Annotated in this window: 17 protein-coding genes; 7 read left to right on the forward strand and 10 right to left on the reverse strand. The window is 45.3% G+C overall.

Features of this window, described 5'->3' with window-relative positions:
- Positions 1-227 precede the first annotated feature (227 nt).
- Both corA and LZD49_RS12715 read left to right on the forward strand, forming a co-directional pair.
- On the forward strand, positions 228-1,172 hold the full coding sequence (gene corA, locus LZD49_RS12710; RefSeq protein WP_234667806.1) for a magnesium/cobalt transporter CorA: 945 nt from the start codon (positions 228-230) through the stop codon (positions 1,170-1,172).
- Between the two features lie 382 nt (positions 1,173-1,554).
- Positions 1,555-2,541 (forward strand): glycosyltransferase family 2 protein, encoded by a 987-nt coding sequence (locus tag LZD49_RS12715; RefSeq protein ID WP_234667808.1) that lies wholly within the window; start codon positions 1,555-1,557, stop codon positions 2,539-2,541.
- Here the strand turns inward: LZD49_RS12715 and LZD49_RS12720 are convergent.
- From LZD49_RS12720 to LZD49_RS12730, 3 genes are read right to left on the reverse strand one after another with little or no spacing between them, the layout of a single operon-like run.
- Positions 2,538-3,611 (reverse strand): glycosyltransferase family 1 protein, encoded by a 1,074-nt coding sequence (locus tag LZD49_RS12720; RefSeq protein ID WP_234667811.1) that lies wholly within the window; start codon positions 3,609-3,611, stop codon positions 2,538-2,540. The two genes, LZD49_RS12715 and LZD49_RS12720, sit on opposite strands and share 4 nt — an antisense overlap.
- On the reverse strand, positions 3,608-4,081 hold the full coding sequence (locus tag LZD49_RS12725; protein WP_304488710.1) for an FkbM family methyltransferase: 474 nt from the start codon (positions 4,079-4,081) through the stop codon (positions 3,608-3,610). The genes LZD49_RS12720 and LZD49_RS12725 overlap by 4 nt, the downstream gene beginning before the upstream one ends.
- A gap of 3 nt (positions 4,082-4,084) precedes the next feature.
- Positions 4,085-4,402, reverse strand: coding sequence for a hypothetical protein (locus tag LZD49_RS12730; RefSeq protein WP_234667815.1), 318 nt, complete (start codon positions 4,400-4,402; stop codon positions 4,085-4,087).
- A 264-nt stretch (positions 4,403-4,666) separates the two neighbouring features.
- Here LZD49_RS12730 and LZD49_RS12735 point away from each other — a divergent pair, with 264 nt between their 5' ends.
- Complete coding sequence (locus LZD49_RS12735; protein WP_234667817.1) at positions 4,667-5,662, forward strand: ribonucleoside-diphosphate reductase small subunit; 996 nt, start codon at positions 4,667-4,669, stop codon at positions 5,660-5,662.
- 50 nt (positions 5,663-5,712) lie between these two features.
- On the opposite strand, the gene LZD49_RS12740 is transcribed toward LZD49_RS12735, so the two are convergent.
- A complete protein-coding gene (locus LZD49_RS12740) occupies positions 5,713-6,165 on the reverse strand; it encodes a regulatory protein RecX (RefSeq protein ID WP_234667819.1) in 453 nt (150 codons plus the stop codon).
- Between the two features lie 121 nt (positions 6,166-6,286).
- On the opposite strand from LZD49_RS12740, the gene LZD49_RS12745 reads away from it, so the two are divergent.
- Positions 6,287-7,102 (forward strand): metallophosphoesterase, encoded by an 816-nt coding sequence (locus LZD49_RS12745; protein WP_234667821.1) that lies wholly within the window; start codon positions 6,287-6,289, stop codon positions 7,100-7,102.
- 15 nt (positions 7,103-7,117) lie between these two features.
- Here the strand turns inward: LZD49_RS12745 and LZD49_RS12750 are convergent, their stop codons facing one another.
- Positions 7,118-7,738: a DinB family protein gene (locus tag LZD49_RS12750; RefSeq protein ID WP_234667823.1), complete on the reverse strand. Its 621-nt coding sequence runs from the start codon at positions 7,736-7,738 to the stop codon at positions 7,118-7,120.
- A gap of 429 nt (positions 7,739-8,167) precedes the next feature.
- The gene (tyrS, locus tag LZD49_RS12755; protein ID WP_234668402.1) at positions 8,168-9,463 is read right to left on the reverse strand and encodes a tyrosine--tRNA ligase; all 1,296 of its coding nucleotides are present in this window, start codon (positions 9,461-9,463) and stop codon (positions 8,168-8,170) included.
- 148 nt (positions 9,464-9,611) lie between these two features.
- Between tyrS and LZD49_RS12760 the strand changes: the two genes are divergently transcribed.
- A complete protein-coding gene (locus tag LZD49_RS12760; protein WP_234667825.1) occupies positions 9,612-11,393 on the forward strand; it encodes a family 43 glycosylhydrolase in 1,782 nt (593 codons plus the stop codon).
- Positions 11,394-11,399: 6 nt separating this feature from the next.
- Here LZD49_RS12760 and LZD49_RS12765 read toward each other — a convergent pair whose 3' ends face one another.
- The 3 genes from LZD49_RS12765 to LZD49_RS12775 all read right to left on the reverse strand — a co-directional run bounded on the left by LZD49_RS12765 (position 11,400) and on the right by LZD49_RS12775 (position 13,831).
- Complete coding sequence (locus LZD49_RS12765; RefSeq protein ID WP_234667827.1) at positions 11,400-11,957, reverse strand: Uma2 family endonuclease; 558 nt, start codon at positions 11,955-11,957, stop codon at positions 11,400-11,402.
- A gap of 80 nt (positions 11,958-12,037) precedes the next feature.
- Positions 12,038-13,309, reverse strand: a complete 1,272-nt coding sequence (locus LZD49_RS12770) for an S-adenosylmethionine:tRNA ribosyltransferase-isomerase (protein WP_234667829.1) — start codon at positions 13,307-13,309, stop codon at positions 12,038-12,040.
- Between the two features lie 9 nt (positions 13,310-13,318).
- Entirely contained in the window at positions 13,319-13,831 is a 513-nt protein-coding gene (locus tag LZD49_RS12775; RefSeq protein WP_234667831.1) for a hypothetical protein, read from the reverse strand.
- A gap of 284 nt (positions 13,832-14,115) precedes the next feature.
- Here LZD49_RS12775 and LZD49_RS12780 point away from each other — a divergent pair, with 284 nt between their 5' ends.
- Positions 14,116-14,676: a cob(I)yrinic acid a,c-diamide adenosyltransferase gene (locus LZD49_RS12780; protein WP_234667833.1), complete on the forward strand. Its 561-nt coding sequence runs from the start codon at positions 14,116-14,118 to the stop codon at positions 14,674-14,676.
- Between the two features lie 143 nt (positions 14,677-14,819).
- Positions 14,820-15,890: a branched-chain amino acid aminotransferase gene (locus LZD49_RS12785; RefSeq protein WP_234667835.1), complete on the forward strand. Its 1,071-nt coding sequence runs from the start codon at positions 14,820-14,822 to the stop codon at positions 15,888-15,890.
- A 128-nt stretch (positions 15,891-16,018) separates the two neighbouring features.
- On the opposite strand, the gene LZD49_RS12790 is transcribed toward LZD49_RS12785, so the two are convergent.
- Entirely contained in the window at positions 16,019-16,903 is an 885-nt protein-coding gene (locus LZD49_RS12790; RefSeq protein ID WP_234667838.1) for an AraC family transcriptional regulator, read from the reverse strand.
- Positions 16,904-16,924: the final 21 nt, after the last annotated feature.

The raw sequence follows: 16,924 nt of genomic DNA on the forward strand, positions 1-16,924 counted from the left end.
CCAATACTTACAAGTTCAACCGCCTTGGCAATTGTGCCTTCTTCCGACGGACTTTTGAACCAAAAGTGCAAGTAATCCTCCGAAGCTCTGAACGGGTGAAATTTCTGTTTCACAAGTGTGTGTTATTAAGCGAATACAAGTTAGCTTTAACCGCCGGCCATTCGAAGCTGATGCTATAACAATGAACGAACGGCTAAGCGTATGGCTTTTTTTCCCAACTTTAACGCATGGTACGCATATTCTATAAAGAAGGCAGAGTCATTAAGCGCGAAAACGATATCCGCGAGCTGGGAAAGACCCCCAACCTGGTATGGGTAGATTTGCAGTCTCCCAGTGCGGAAGAAGAGGAATGGGTGGAAAACAAATGCAACATCAGCTTTCAGACGCCCCAGGAAATTGTTGAAATCGAAAGCAGTTCACGTTTCTTTGAACAAAACGAGACGATCAATGCCAACTCCAACTTCCTCAAAATAGAACGCGAAGGGTACGAAACTTACCCCGTTTCGTTTATCCTGCATCATAATGTACTTTTTACCTACCGCCGAGGCGACTCTAAAACATTCGCCGACACGGTCAAAAAAATGAAAGTCAGCCCGGATGGCATTCAAGGTGGGGTCGACTTTATGCTACTCCTGCTCGAAACACGCATTGAAGCCGATGCAGATGCATTGGAAGGTATTTCACGCGATATTTCGATCATCAGCAAGGACCTGAGCCGCGAACAGAAGACACGCCAGGAAACTCTGCTCCGCATTAGCGGCTTGCAGGAGATCACGATGATGCTCCGTGAAACCAGCATTGACAAACAACGCGTACTATCCGGGATTCTGCGGAGCCAGCACTTCCCCGAAGACCGGAAAGAGCACCTGCGAATCATCCTGAAAGACATTAACTCCCTACTCGAATACACCACATTCAATTTCGAAAGGCTCGAATATCTCCAGAACACCTTCATGGGTTTGATCAACCTCGAACAAAGCCAGGTAATCAAGATCTTTACCGTGGTAACGATCATTTTCATGCCGCCAACGCTGATCGCCGGAATCTTCGGCATGAACTATCAGCACATACCCTCCACCGGTGAACCATGGGGCTTTTGGCTCTCGCTGTTTCTCATGGTCTTCTCCTCCCTTGTTGTGCTTTGGTTTTTCAGAAGAAAAAAATGGATTTAGTCATGAATTTCATTATACCGCACCATTTTTTAGTTGATTATACGTTACGGGCATAACTTTAATGCACTCTTTTATGTTCTGAACGAATACAATAAATATTTCATCGTAGTGTTAGTAAAGAAGTTATATTTCGGCTGCCAGGTTTTGAACCGGGTGCTCTAAACCCTCTTCCAACCATTTCCCTAACAATAGAGTCATAACTCCTAGCCGCGTGGCTCCAACAACGCTGGCTTGATATTTGTACAATAAATATCCGCAAGGGTATGGAAATGAGCTATATAATTTCACCAAAGGAGAAGATCATGAACGCCATCCTGTTAAAAGGAAGTATTGAAGAATCGGGTATTAAAAAACTCTCAACTCACTTGATAACCGATTGTCTATGAAAAGTATATCAGTAGTAATCCCAAATTATAACGGGAAACACCTGTTTGAGAAATATTTCGAACATAATTATAAGGTTCTTCAAAAACTTGAAACTAGTGTTCAGATTATTGTCATTGACGATGCATCCACTGATGAATCTGTTAGGTATTTACAAGAACACTACCAAGATAAAATCACGCTAATAAGAAAAGAAACTAATTCGGGATTTTCGGATACTTGTAATATAGGTATTCAAAATGCGACTAATGATCTGATCTTCCTACTCAATACCGATGTGACCCTGGAGCCAGGTTATATTGAAAAGCTTTATAAGTACTTTGAACTGAAAGATACCTTTGGTGTGATGGGAAGGGTGATCGGGATGAATGATGATTTGATCCGAGAAGCAGCAAGGGAGCCGAAGATTTCGGGAAGAAAGATTAAATCTTCTGATTTCTTTCACCTGCAAAATATCAATGCATTTACGCCGACATTCTATTTATCCGGCGCAATTGCATTGATGGATACACAAAAACTGAAAGCGATTAACGGATTTAACGAAATGTTTAATCCTTATTATGGTGAAGATCAAGAGCTTTCGATTCGGGCGTGGAGATTGGGTTGGAAATGCTATTATGAGCATGATGCGGTATGCCGTCATGAAGTATCAGCCAGCACTAAAAATCACAATCATAAAAAAGCCATTAAAAGAATTCACTTCAGGAACCGTTACTATGTACATTACTTGCACTTGCAGGGCCTCGACCTAAAATTATGGCATTTACAAATCTTGTTATGCGATGTATTGATCGGTATGCTAACGCTCCAATTTTTTAAAGTTGAGGCATACTGGGATTTTATTAAAAATCGTGGTAACCTGCAAGCGAAGAAAATGGCTTTTAACAGGGAAATGAAAAAACATCAATCGGAAATTGGCATTATCGATGTTATCAATAATTTCCATATGATGCTAAAATATCAGCAAGTGATCAAGCTAAATTAAGCAAAGCTCTGATATAACGCAAGGTATTCAGAGGCAGCCCTTTCCCAGGAGAAAAATCTCGCACGTTCGCGGATTTTTTCCCTGGGTTTTGTTTTATTGTAATGTTCAAGACTTGTAGTCAAGACATTGCGCATATGATCCGGCTCGAAATTATCGAAATAATAAGCGCAATCTCCCCCAATTTCCGGCAACGAAGTGCAGCGCGACAATATAACCGGTTTCCCATAGTACATGGCCTCAATGACCGGCAGACCGAACCCCTCGGCAATAGAAGGAAAAACAAAAGCTGTACAATTGCTCAAATACCACTTTTTGTCATTCTCTGAAATTGGGCCGGTAAAAATGAGCCTGTCGAGAACGTTTAGATTCTGTGCTTCTCTAATGATTTTCTTTTTATACTCCTGACTACTCTCAATTCCCGCAATCACAAGTCTTAAATCATTATCTTTCAACAATGCCGGTAGTACATGGAAATTTTTTTTCCCGACAATCGTACCTATTGTGAAAAGAAACGGCTGGTCGATACTCTGCCTGGGAAGCATTACAGTGACGCTGTCGTCTATATTGCAGCCATTGTATATCACTGAGGTTGGCTTATCACCTAATTCAAGATGCTTTTTCAGATCTTCAAGAACATAATATGAAATGGCGACAATGTGATCCGCCCTATCGATTTTAAGTTGCAACCTGTTTAAATATTTCTTTATCCGTTTTTCCGACCTTTTCCCATCATAAAGAAAATTCAAGTCATGAATGGTCAGGATAACAGAAACCTTCTTCCCAAACGGAAAATATTTCGAACCCTGATAAGTACAATGCCAAACGTCAACCGACTTTGTATCAGGAAAAAACAATTTATGAATGAAGTGCTGAGAAATATAACTGGCCTTTTCTCCAAAAATATGCTCTGCTGACGTCGGTAAGTAAAAGGAAATTTTCTCTTTCTCTTCACCAACCTTTTTTAAAATAGAATTCCCCAGTTGAAGGCAATAGTGATAAAGACCGGTATGAGGGTGTCTCATCCTTTCGCAATCAATCAAGACATTCTTTAACATAAATTGCTCATTCATCTTCTGTACGCTTCCAAGGCATAACAAAAACCGTTTATGGGGACATAGCTAACATGATACCCCAAATGCTCAAGATATTGACTAAACGTTCCCACATTACTTTGGCTATCAACATCATGCACTTCAATTAACATTCTTTCTATTTGGCGAAAAAGACCCGGTGGTGAATTAAAAACAATATCATATTCACCACCTTCACAATCCATTTTCAACAGATCAATCCTTTCCTCCGGCATTCTTCCAATAATTTCTGATAATGAAATCGCCGGAACCCATATTTCTTTTGTATTGTCAATATTAAACCCCTTCAACGAGGAAGCGACTACCTGATTATCTTCGGTATCCTGCGCGTATATCCGCAACATTTCACAGGACGTTCCGGTCACGGCAAAAGAATTGATGACGACGCACTTATCAAACTTGGGATTGGAGGAGGCAACAGCACGCATGCGCTCGATATTACTGCTCAGAGGCTAATACGCATAAATTTGTGCATTCTTTACCTTAGATAAAAGCAATATATCAAAAAAACCGACGTTTGCGCCAATATCGATGATTATCGGATTATCAGGTAGTACGCATTTCAAAGCTTCGATGTTGTATACGTCGGCCATGAATATTTCCTTGAATACCTGATAAGTGCTCGGTGACACCTCAAAAACCAACCTGTTTGGTTTCGTCACAAAATGTAGCGTCCTGCCACGGTCGCCAGCTTTGTCAAAGATGTAGGTAAAAGGGTTTTCGATATTGCGAAACAAATGACGGTACCGTTTCAGGCCAGTTGTGGGCATAGGTAAGAACGTTAACGATGACAGTTATTAAGGGGCAGACATCCAAAGGGATGGTAAGTGTCGATTATACCCAACTTCTCATTTCCATCCTGTTAATATTTACCCGGTGGGTATCCCTGGTTTACGATCGGTGCCATCTCCTCAACATTGTTTGAATTTTAGCTCAAAGGGTGTAGCTTTGTTTTCTTCCGTCCCGGCGTTCAAAGCCATCGGCAAGTAATAACGTTATATCATTCAGATCCCCGTAAAATACTCAATTTAACTATGTCACAAGAACTTAGCAGACAGGAACCCCTGTTGACAGAAGATCCCTTGCGGTTTGTTTTGTTTCCCATCAAACATTCCGAGATATGGGAAATGTACAAACGTCACGAGGCTTCTTTCTGGACAGCCGAGGAAATCGATCTGTCACAGGATATGAAGGATTGGGAGAACCTTAATGACGGTGAAAGGCATTTCATTTCCCACGTACTGGCATTTTTTGCGGCATCCGACGGGATCGTCAACGAAAACCTTGCGGTCAATTTCCTGAGCGAAGTGCAATATGCCGAGGCAAAATGCTTCTATGGATTCCAGATAGCCATGGAAAATATCCATTCCGAGACCTATTCGCTGCTGATCGACACTTATATCAAAGATCCGGTTGAAAAAGACAGACTTTTGCGCGCGATCGAAACCATCCCTTGCGTACAGAAAAAAGCCGACTGGGCATTGAAATGGATCAACAGCCCTGTTTTTGCGGAACGTATCATTGCATTTGCAGCTGTGGAAGGGATTTTCTTCTCGGGTTCGTTCTGTTCGATCTTCTGGCTCAAAAAACGCGGCCTCATGCCGGGACTTTCTTTTTCGAACGAGCTGATTTCCCGCGACGAAGGTCTGCACTGTGAATTCGCATGTTTGCTTTACACGAAGCACATTGTAAACCAACTCCCTCAGGAGCGCGTGATCGAGATTATGATGGATGCGGTAACAATCGAAAAAGAATTTGTGAGCGAGGCGCTTCCGGTTTCGCTGATCGGCATGAATGCCGAATTGATGAAGCAATACATCGAATACATCGCCGATTTCTGGCTCGAACGCCTGGGCTGTCCCAAACAGTTCGGCTCCGCCAACCCATTCGATTTTATGGAGCTGATCTCGCTTCCAGGAAAGACAAATTTCTTCGAAAAACGCGTAGGCGAATACCAAAAAGCGGGCGTAATGAGTGGTGTGAAAGACAAGGATTCCGCGCACAAAATCTCGTTTGACTCTGATTTTTAAAGTCTGAATACAAAAAAATAGCCTCGAATGTGAACCATCCGAGGCTATTTTTATAGATCACCTATTTCCTTCCAGACGAGCTCTCCCTCATACCCTTTTCCCAGTGCAAACCTTGCAAGTTTCTGTTTCAGCTTAAAAGGGTCGGTTTCGGTTTTTAATAGCAGATTCTTTTTCTTCGAAAGTAATTCCCGCAATCCGGTTACATAATCATCGTCACCGATCTCATCCATCCCTCTTTCGATGCTGTAAGCGCTTAATCCACGCCGGTTAAGCTCTTGCCGGATCTTCATACGGCCCCAGCTCTTAACCCTGAATTTGCCTCCGGCGTATGTTTTGGCGAAGCGTTCCTCGCTCAGATAATTCAGGGAAATCAGCTCAGCGATGAGCTCATCCGCCTCCTCGCCCCAGACGTTCCATTTTTTCAGGCGTTGCCTCACTTCGTCTTGCGTCCGCTCCTGATAAGCACAATAGGAAGCCGCTTTTTGCAAAATAAGCCGGTCCATGAATTCTGTTTTTATTAAATATTCTTAACAACCTGCAAGATTAACGAAAATATCACGGATGAATAACTATTTTTGAAATTACAAGAAACCCCTATTTCCGTTCATCCAAACCCATTAAAAGATGACTTTTCACAGACGGTCTTTTCTAAAACTTCTGCCAGCATTATCCGGAATTAGCTACTTGTCTGAACCCGCCAAAGCACAATCTGCTGCGAACATCGCAATGCGCTTTATCGTTGCTTCCGACGGACATTACGGCCAGCCCGATACGGAATTCAAAACTTTCCATTCGGATCTGGTAAGCTGGGTAAACCGCGAAAAGCTACAAAAAGGAGTGGACTTTCTGGTTCTGAACGGAGACCTTATTCATGATGATCCCACATTGTTATACGATTTCAAAAGCACTATTTCAAACCTTAGTGTGCCATATTATGTGAGCCGTGGCAACCACGACAAAGTGGGGCTGGACGTGTGGCAAAGTACCTGGGGCTATCCTACCAACCACAGCTTTGCCAAGGGCGAATACGCATTTGTGATTGGTGATACTTCGAATGAAAAAGGAGAGTATGTTTGCCCGGATGCTTCATGGCTCCGCAATGAACTGGCTAAATACAAAGAGAAAAAAGGCATTTTCGTATTTCTCCACATCACGCCATCCAAGTGGACTGTTAATGGCATCGAATGCCAGGAAGTGACGGATCTTCTGGAAAATACACCCAATGTAAAAGCGGTCTTCAACGGTCATGACCACGACCAGGACAGTACCAAGATGTACGGCAAAAAACCCTATTTCTTCGACGGGCATTTCGGCGGCAACTGGGGAACAACTTACAAGGGCTACCGCATTGTGGAGATTTACAACGACCACACATGGCAGTCATATCAGTACAATCCGACGGCGGCGCCGGTTTTAAATACGTTTTCGGGGAAGGCGTAAAATCAACGCCTCAGGCTACTTAGGATAATTTTGATGGGCCTTGACACGCTTGATTTGGTTGGTGTGCCGCTGCGTGTGAGCAATCCAGAGCAGTGTATATTGATGCAAATCCCTAACCCGCCACACGCCGGCGTCCTTTGAGCGAAATACGAAATGCAACCGGAAGTCGGTGTCCGTTTCACTGATCAGCTTGATCATTTCATTGCGATAGCGGTTGAAATATGCAACTACGTCTTTACCATTCGGGAAGCGACCGAGTGGCTGGGCAATGAATGGTGCCTTCAACTTCATCGGATCTTCGGTGTAGGCTGTCATCACCGAGTCGAGACCTTTCACTTTGCCGACCCATTCCGGCATTTCAGGGGAATATTGCTTGTTCAACAAATCCCAGTAAAGCAATTCATCATAGATTGCAAGGTGCTCTGTAATCTCGGCAATGGACCAGGTTGCGCTGTCAGGTTTAAAATGAAATTGCCCATTGCTGATGCTCTTAACCTCATCCAAGAGGCTATTTTGCGAAGATCGCAGGCCGTCTAATAAAATTCCCCGCTCCTGCTTAGTCCATAGCGGACTCTTGGTCTGTGCAAATGAGGTGGCGCTTAATAAAAGGGCGAATGCGAATAGTAATTGTTTCATGGCTTAGTTACCTTTTTGAAAGCTTTCAAGTTAGCAACTTACCCTTTCCCGTCTTCGCACCGAATGATCCATTGGTCACTTTCGATTCTTTATCGGTATTTCAAAGCAGTACTCGTCTCACCCAACTGTGTGAAAATCTTACAAATTCAGTTTAAAAAAATTTATTTATTATAAGTCATAAAAACCTTCGCGTCAAACCCATAACGCTCCAATATCGAAACCATTCTCTTCTGAGAAATCCCCTGTTTGAATGTAAAGCTCCGCCAGGCGCTGACCAGCTCCCCTTTCTTTTCCTCAGCGGGTAAATTTTTATCTAAAAAAGATACTGATACCCGTGCAAAAAACAGGAGGTCCTATCGGAGCCCCCATATCAATGCATTGCTTCGTTGTACAAAGGGATGCTATCAGAGCATGTTAAGCTGCATGACCTTACTCAACACGGATCAAATGGTTTTTCTTACCCTTTGAAATCAGTAAAAATCTGTCTTGCAGCAATGCAAAATCGCTCAACGGCTGCTCGGCCGAAGCGACCTTTGATTTATTCACACTTACCGCATTCTGCTGAATCGCCCGGCGGGCTTCGCCTTTGGAAGCATATACTTCGCCGCGGGTTACTGTGGAAACCAGGTCGGTAATGTTGGCGCACTCATTCCATTCCGAACGGGTGATTTCGGTTTGCGGTACGCCGTCGAAAATGGCATCGAACTCGTCTACTTCAATGCTTTGAAGTGTTTCTAATGTCGCTTTACCGTACAAAACCTCGGAGGCTTTCAGCACAAAATCCAATGCCTTTTGCGAGTGTATCCGCACGGTTAGCTCAGAGGCGAGTGCCTTTTGCATAATGCGCAAATGCGGCTCGGCTGTGTGGCTGGTTTCCAACGCTTCGATTTCCTCACGGCCTTTCAGCGAAAAAACGCGCAGGTAACGCGGCATATCATCATCGGATTGGTTGAGCCAGAACTGGTAGAACTGATAAGGCGAAGTCCGCTCCGGATCGAGCCAGATATTTCCGCCTTCGCTTTTACCAAATTTCGAACCGTCGGCCTTGGTGACAAGCGGTGTGGTCAAAGCATAAGCCTTGAAATACCCTTCTTCATCGCCTTCCTTCCGTCGGATGATTTCGGTACCCGTGGTAATGTTGCCCCACTGATCCGAGCCGCCCATTTGCAGCCTGACATTTTTGTTTTTATATAAATGATAGAAATCGTAGCCTTGCAAAAGCTGGTAAGAGAACTCGGTAAATGAAATACCGGTTTCGAGACGCTTTCTCACGGAATCTTTGGACATCATATAATTGACGCTCAAAAATTTGCCCGCATCGCGCAAAAACTGTAAAAAACCGATGTCTTTGAACCAGTCGTAATTATTGACCATTTCAGCCGAATTTTCGCCAGAATTGAAATCCAGGAACGATTCCAGTTGCTTGCGAATACCCTCCTGGTTGATCCGCAAGGTATCCTCGTCGAGGAAAGAGCGCTCCGCCGCTTTGAAAGAAGGGTCGCCAATCATCCCGGTGGCACCTCCTACCAATGCAATGGGCTTATGGCCGGCGCGCTGAAAATGCACCAGAAGCATAATGGTAGCGAGGTTACCAATGTGCAGCGAAGGCGCCGTAGGGTCGAAACCAATATAGCCGCATGTCATCTCCTTCTGAAGTTGCTCATGTGTTCCCGGCATCATGTCGTGCAGCATGCCCCGCCAGCGTAGTTCCTCTATAAAATCAATCGCCATTCTAAAAACTGTTGCTTATTTCAAAATTGACCGCAAAGGTAAAGCTTATCGGTTTGAAAACTCCCCAAAGGTGCGATGCTTTTGCAGAGGGAAAAGATTATTAAGCCAAAAACAGGTAATTTTGTAGAATTAAAAGAATAATATGCATCCTATCATCAACAAAATCATGTCGTTACGCGGAATTGGACTATTGCTTGGTACGTTTCTGCTACTCCATTCGCAGGTGACTTCCGCGCAGACGACCTATTGTAATCCGATGGATATCGATTACAAATACAACTTTGAGCAATTGAATGACAACATCAGCTATCGGTCTGGTGCTGATCCGGTGATCATCAACCATAAAGGTGAGTACTTTTTGTTTGTGACGATTTCGGGCGGTTACTGGCATTCCAAAGACATGCTGAACTGGACATACCTGACAGCCAACCGCTGGCCTTTTGAAGATATGTGTGCCCCCGCGGCTGTATCTGTTCGCGACACATTGTTTCTTTTCCAGTCGACATTCGAGTCCCGCCCGATCCTGTATTCCGTAGCTCCGGAAAAAGGCATTTGGGAATTTTACAACCGCTGGACGCCGAGGCTACCCAAAGATATCGGCCCATGGGATCCCGCATTATTTCACGACCCGGACACAGACAAATGGTATATGTACTGGGGTTCTTCCAATGTATACCCAATTTTTGGTTCCGAGTTGGATTATTCCAAACGGCTTGCATTCAAGGGACAATATCAGTCGATGTTCTGGCTCAATCAGTATGAACATGGCTGGGAACGCTTCGGACCCAATCATTCTGACCCGTTCAAACCATTCACGGAAGGTGCCTGGATGACGAAGCATAAAGGCAAATATTACTTGCAGTACGGCGCACCGGGAACTGAATATAACGTATATGCCAATGGTACCTACGTAGGGGACAATCCGCTGGGACCATTCACTTACGCGCCTTACAACCCTGTGTCCTACAAGCCGGGTGGTTTCGCAACCGGCGCCGGGCATGGTAATACATTTCAGGATAACTACGGCAACTACTGGAACACTGGCACATCTTGGATCGGCCTGAACTGGGCTATGGAGCGACGCATTGTTCGCTTTCCTGCCGGTTTTGACAAAGACGGTCAAATGTTCGCCAACACCCGCTTCGGTGATTTTCCCCATAAAATTCCCACCAAAACCTGGACCGGTAAAGGCGATGAACTCTTCACTGGTTGGATGCTGCTTTCCTATAAAAAACCCGTTATTGCCTCGTCTACGCTCGACTCGATGGCCGCGCAGAAAATCACTGACGAAAATCCCCGAACATTCTGGGCGGCGAAACAAAACAAGCCGGGAGAAACGTTAACCATCGATTTACAGATCGAACAGGAAGTAAAAGCTGTACAAGTGAACTACACCGACTATAAATCAGATATTTTCGATAACAAGCCTGAAAAGGTTTATACGCAGTTCAAAATCTGGACATCGAAGGACGGGAAGAAGTGGGATTTGGCAAGCGACCTCACCAAAGAGCCCAGGCGCGACAGGCCCTGCGCTTATATCGAGTTATCCTCACCCACACGTGCGCGCTACATTCGTTACGAGCACGTATACGTAGCCTCGCCGATACTGGCTATCAGTGAATTCAGGGTTTTTGGAAACGGTTTCGGAAAAGCACCCCAAACTCCTGCAAACTTTACCGCCATCCGTCAGAAAGACACGCGTAATGCTGATTTGAGATGGGAAAAAGTCCCGGGCGCGGTCGGTTACAATGTGTTATGGGGCATCGCCCCCGACAAACTTTATCAGACCTACCAATTTTGGAATGATGAACCGAATACTTTTGAGTTAAGGGCATTGAATGTAGGCGTACCCTACTACTTTGCTATTGAAGCATTCAATGAAAATGGTGTTTCGGCTGTGAGTGAGGTAGTTTCTGTGAAATAACGGCGATTATTGAACAATCTCCGGCTCAAACTCGATGTTTTCGTAAATCGCTTTAAGGCTCATTTCAAAATTGAACGCGTCAAAGCGGACCGCATCATTAATACCTTCGAAAGACTGGTAGCCCCAAAGATCATTCCCTTCGAGCCGGGAATACATATCAACACTATATTCAAGTTGAGAGACCAGCAGATAATATTGCAGGGAAGGTATGGCCCTGTAATGTTTCAGTTTAAAACCTCGATCCCTTGATTCGGAGCTTTTTGAGATTACTTCAACAAGGATTGTGGGGTGTTTAACGACGTAAGTTCCTGAAATGTCGACCGGAGCGCAGGTAACTATTACATCGGGATAGGGATAGTAGATGTTCGAAGCTTTAACTTTGACACTTTCAGCGAAAACACGGCAACCTCGCGGTTGGAAAAAACCCTTCAAAAAAGAACGGACATTGTCAACGATGTCGTTATGGTTCAAAGTAGTGCCCGCCATTGCGTAAATCTCACCATTGTAGTACTCATGGCGGATTTCACTTTCCTTCTCCAACTCGAAGTATTCTTCGACAGTCATTCTCTGCTCAATTAGTTGTGCGCATCCCATAATTTACTGTTTTTTAACAACAAATTGCGAGGAAACATCAACAAATAAAACTAGGACGCGCTACCGTTTAGCCAAAGGAGAGAAGAATCGCCGTAGCTCAAAAAGCGATAATCGTTCGCTAACGCCTCGGAATAGACCTTTTTCCAGTCGTTTCCCAAAAATGCGGCGACGAGCAGGATCAATGTGGAGCCAGGTTGATGATAATTAGTAATTATCCCGCGGCAAAGCCGGAACCGGTAACCCGGGAAAATAAATATCTCGGTTTCGCCTACGATCTCGCTAAGTCCTGCCTGATCCATCTGCCCGGCAATGGCTTGGAGCGATTGCCGGGCAGATGGTAATTCTTCCTCTTTCCAGGGATATGGATAAAGTTTTTCAATATTAAAGGCCGTGGTTTCCTTTTTGAAAAGCTTTACTCCAAACCAATACAAGCTTTCCAACGAACGCAGTGATGTAGTGCCTACCGGCAAAATGTAATCGACCGATCGAAGCAAATCTTCAATTAGGACCCTTGTAAATACCACTTGCTCGGAATGCATTCGGTGCTCCGTGACCTTCTCTACCTTAATGGGCTGAAATGTTCCTGCACCTACGTGCAAGGTCAGAAATGAATTCCGGATACCTTTTTTGTGCAGCGCATCAAAAACGCGCGGTGTAAAGTGCAATCCGGCAGTAGGTGCCGCAACGGCCCCATCGTGATGTGCATATACGGTTTGGTAAGTCTGGCTATCCAGCTCCTCGGTATCGCGGTTCAGATACGGCGGTAACGGTATTTCACCCAGAGCCTTGACAAGATCTAAAAACGTGATGTCGGCATCCCAGGATAACCTGATAAGGTTCTGTTCATAATCATGATAGGAAACCTGCAATGTGACGGGCAACCTATTCACAAGAATGTCGTTTCTCAATGTGTCGCCCGCTTTCCAGCGCTTTTTGTTGCCGATCATGCATTCCCACACACAGGAATGCTTCACCAGCATCGCATCGTTGATCACGCGGGTTGGCAACTCGGGATGCAGCAGCAAGAGCTCGATGACCGCCCCCGTTTCCTTCCTGAAGTGTGCCCTTGCCGGGATTACCTTGGTGTCATTGAAAACCAGCAGCGTATTCTCAGGCAATTGCGAAACAACGTCCGTGAATTGTAGATGAGTGATTTCGCCATCCCGGTACACCATCAACTTCGACTCGTCCCTGACTGGCATCGGATACTTTGCGATCCGTTGGTCCGGCAGCTCGTATGTGTAACTTTGCAGATCTATCGCCTCCGCCTGCACCCGCCATGCAGCGTTCAGGTTCGCCTCATCCATGTCTTTTCCTTCCATAAGGCTCTATCAAAGCTTATCATCGTCCAGCGGCGGCCACAGCAGGCGTAGCGGAAGCAGGAAAACGATCAAAACGAGTGCAAGACTCGCATAATAAAGCCACGAAAAGTCGAATACATCCAACTTGTAGCTAGTGCTGTTAATCGTCGACAATGCCAACAGACTAAAACCTATAATAGTATTGATCACCGCCACAAGACAATACAGCCAGTTGGTAAGGTGTTCGTTTAGTTCAGCACGGTGCTGTGCCCATTCCTTACGCTTCAAAATTGGGAGATTCATCGGATCCACATTCTGAATGTGGCGAGCGATGGCCGTGAGCACCACGTTGTTCAGCAAGAAAAGACCTGTTACGATATAAAAAATATGCTCTTTGTCCACATACCGCTCGGCCAGGCCGCTGTCCGCAAAGTCGACCGCGACCATTTCTGGAAAGAGTGAATACGTCCAGCCCAGCGCCCCGATAACGAATAATAAAGATGCCCAGCGCCAGATCTTTATTGCAAATGTTGTAACTTTCATGAATTGGTAACCTTTTAGAGAGGTTTTTCGCCATAGTAAATCAGGGTGCAAAATTAGGTCGGGAAGCTTCTAAAACCTAATTGGCTTTTAATAAACACACATTATAAATCCGGCAATGCATTTTGAGTGGGATTTCAACAATTTACAGCATATAATTACAGATCATCCTGAGAGAGAAAATACGGTCGAAGAAGTCGAAAATATTTTCGACGACCAATTGAAATACACCTTGAAAGAACTTCTTGAAACCGAGTCTTTGAGAAAAGCAAAGGCATAGCTCCCCTATGAAAATCTACACCAAAACCGGCGATAAGGGTACCACATCCCTCATCGGCGGGACCCGCCTGAGCAAGGCGCATGTGCGCATCGATGCCTACGGAACGGTCGATGAGTTGAACAGCCATATAGGTATGCTCCGCGATCAGCCGGTGAATGAAAGCCGCAAAGATCTGCTCAAAGAAATCCAGGACCGGCTTTTTACGATCGGCTCGCACCTGGCTTCGGAACCGGACCAGAAAAAGAAAATCCTGCCCGACCTGTACGACGAGGACATTACGCTTCTCGAAAAGGAAATGGACCTGATCGATGCCAACGTTCCCGCATTGCGTGCATTCATTCTGCCGGGCGGACATCCGTCGGTTTCCTTTGGACATATTGCCCGCACCGTTTGCCGCCGGGCGGAGCGTGCGGTAATCCATTTGCAGCAGGGCGAAGAGGTAGATCCGATCGTGATCCGTTACCTCAACCGTCTTTCCGACTATCTTTTTATGCTTTGTCGCGCAATGACGCACGAGCTCGCAATCGAAGAGGTTACCTGGCAGCCGAGGGTTGGACGGGGAAAATAATTGTTACACTAAATATCAATTATTTATAGATTAAATTCTTTAAATTGCGAGACTTAGGAAAGAGTGCGCCGGGATTTCCAAACCCTGCCTTTTTTCGGATTATAAGCTTCGGAAAGCGTTTGAAAAATTAAATTTTTGGCATCATGACAGCCGACACAGTACAAATTGAAGTTCAGCAAACCACCAATTCTCGTTTGCAGGAGGTTGACTTCAACAACCTCGTTTTTGGACGGAACATATCCGACCATATGTTTATCGCCGAATATAAAAGCGGGCAATGGCAAGACCTTCGCATTGTGCCCTACGGCGACCTCTCACTTAGCCCTGCCACCGCCGCGCTGCATTACGGTCAAGCTATTTTCGAGGGAATGAAAGCTTACAAAAATGACGCTGGTGAAGTGCTGCTTTTCCGTGCGATCGACAACTGGAAACGCCTTAACAAGTCGGCTGAGCGCCTTTGCATGCCACAGATCCCGGAAGAAATCTTCATGAACGGCCTTACGGAGCTGCTTCGTCTCGACGCCGGATGGGTACCGTCTCAACCGGGCTGCTCGCTTTATATTCGTCCATATATGTTTGCCACCGATCCTTACATCGGTGTGAAACCATCTGATTCATACTATTTCATCATCTTCACAAGCCCGGTAGGTACTTACTATGCAAAACCTCCGCGTGTGAAGGTGGAAACGCATTTCATCCGCGCTGCGGAAGGTGGTGTAGGCGCTACCAAATGCGCAGGCAACTACGCAGGTTCACTTTACCCGGCAAAATTGGCCCAGCAGGAAGGTTATGACCAACTGATCTGGACCGATGCGCGCGACCATGACTACATCGAAGAGTCGGGTACGATGAACATCATGTTTATGCTCGATGACAAATTGCTTACACCGCACGTTTCCGAGACTACATTGGACGGTATTACGCGCAAAAGCATTGTAGCGATCGCTGAGCACTGGGGCATTCCGGTGGAAGAGCGCCGCATCAGCGTGAAAGAGATCGTCGACGCATTGAAAGCAGGTAAGCTCGAAGCCGCATTCGGAGCCGGTACTGCTGTGGTAATCTCTCCATTCGCGACAATCGCATATGAAGGCGTTGATTACCCATTGCCAGAAATTAAAGAAGACTCGTTTGTAAATAAGGTAAAAAATTATCTCACCGACCTCCGAACAGGCAAAGAAGAAGATATCTTTGGCTGGATGCTGAAAGTTGAATGAGTCAATGAGTCAATAGGTTATGAGTCAGAAAAGAGTTCAAAGTTGGGAATCGATTCCCGAACTTTGAACTCTTTTTGTTGTAGTAATCATTCAAATATTCACTCATTGACTCATTCAAAATCTACTCCTCACACAAATGTTCGCGTGCCGGAATAGTTATCCCGAAATTCCTTGGGCGTACATCCGTTCCTGCTTTTGAACATGCGGTTGAAATACGACAGGTTATTGAATCCGCATTTGTAGGCGATCTCAGAAATGGTATTCGTCGTATTGATCAACGATCGGGAAGCGTGCCCCAATCGGATCTCGTTGAGGCTATCGATAAATGTCTTTCCTGTACGCTTCTTAATAAACCTGCTGAATGACACTTCCGACATTCCCGCTAGCTTGGCCACTGTGGTAAGATTCACTTCCCTGTCATAATTGTCGCGCATGTAGGCGAATACTTTTTCGATACGACGGCTGTTATAGTTGACGTTTTCGTCCGTAAATGTACTGTTGGAAAGCGTACGCATATTGCGCGAAACTGACAGGTCGTGCAGAATCGACATGAGTTCGAGCATGGAGTCGAACCCGCTTTTCTGGGCCAGCGCGGCAAGCCTGGGCCTAATACGCTCGATCGTTTCTTTCGAGAACGCAATGCCTTTGGCTGATTTTTCCAGCAGTGAACGGACAAAAAATAGCTGGTTCCTTTTCAGAAATTTGTCATCAAACAGGTCGCGATGGAATTGCACGGTCACTTCATTGATTTCAGGCATTCCTTCTTCCCATTTATAGCTGTGGGTGAGCCAGCCATGCGGTAAATTGTTGCCCACCAAAACCAGCTCTACATCGTCGATCACCTCTGTATGATCGCCGACAATCCGTTTCACGCCTTTGCCGGACAGGATCAGGTTGAGTTCGAATTCTTCATGGTTATGAAGCGGGAAATCGAAAATGGTCTTTCTGCGGTCAAAAACGGTAAAACAATCGTACTGGGTTAATGGGGTAATTTCTCTGTAGATTTCACTCATAGGCTAAATAGGTGTTTAATT

This window comes from Dyadobacter sp. CY261, from assembly GCF_021440085.1.
Classification (GTDB): Bacteria; Bacteroidota; Bacteroidia; order Cytophagales; family Spirosomataceae; genus Dyadobacter.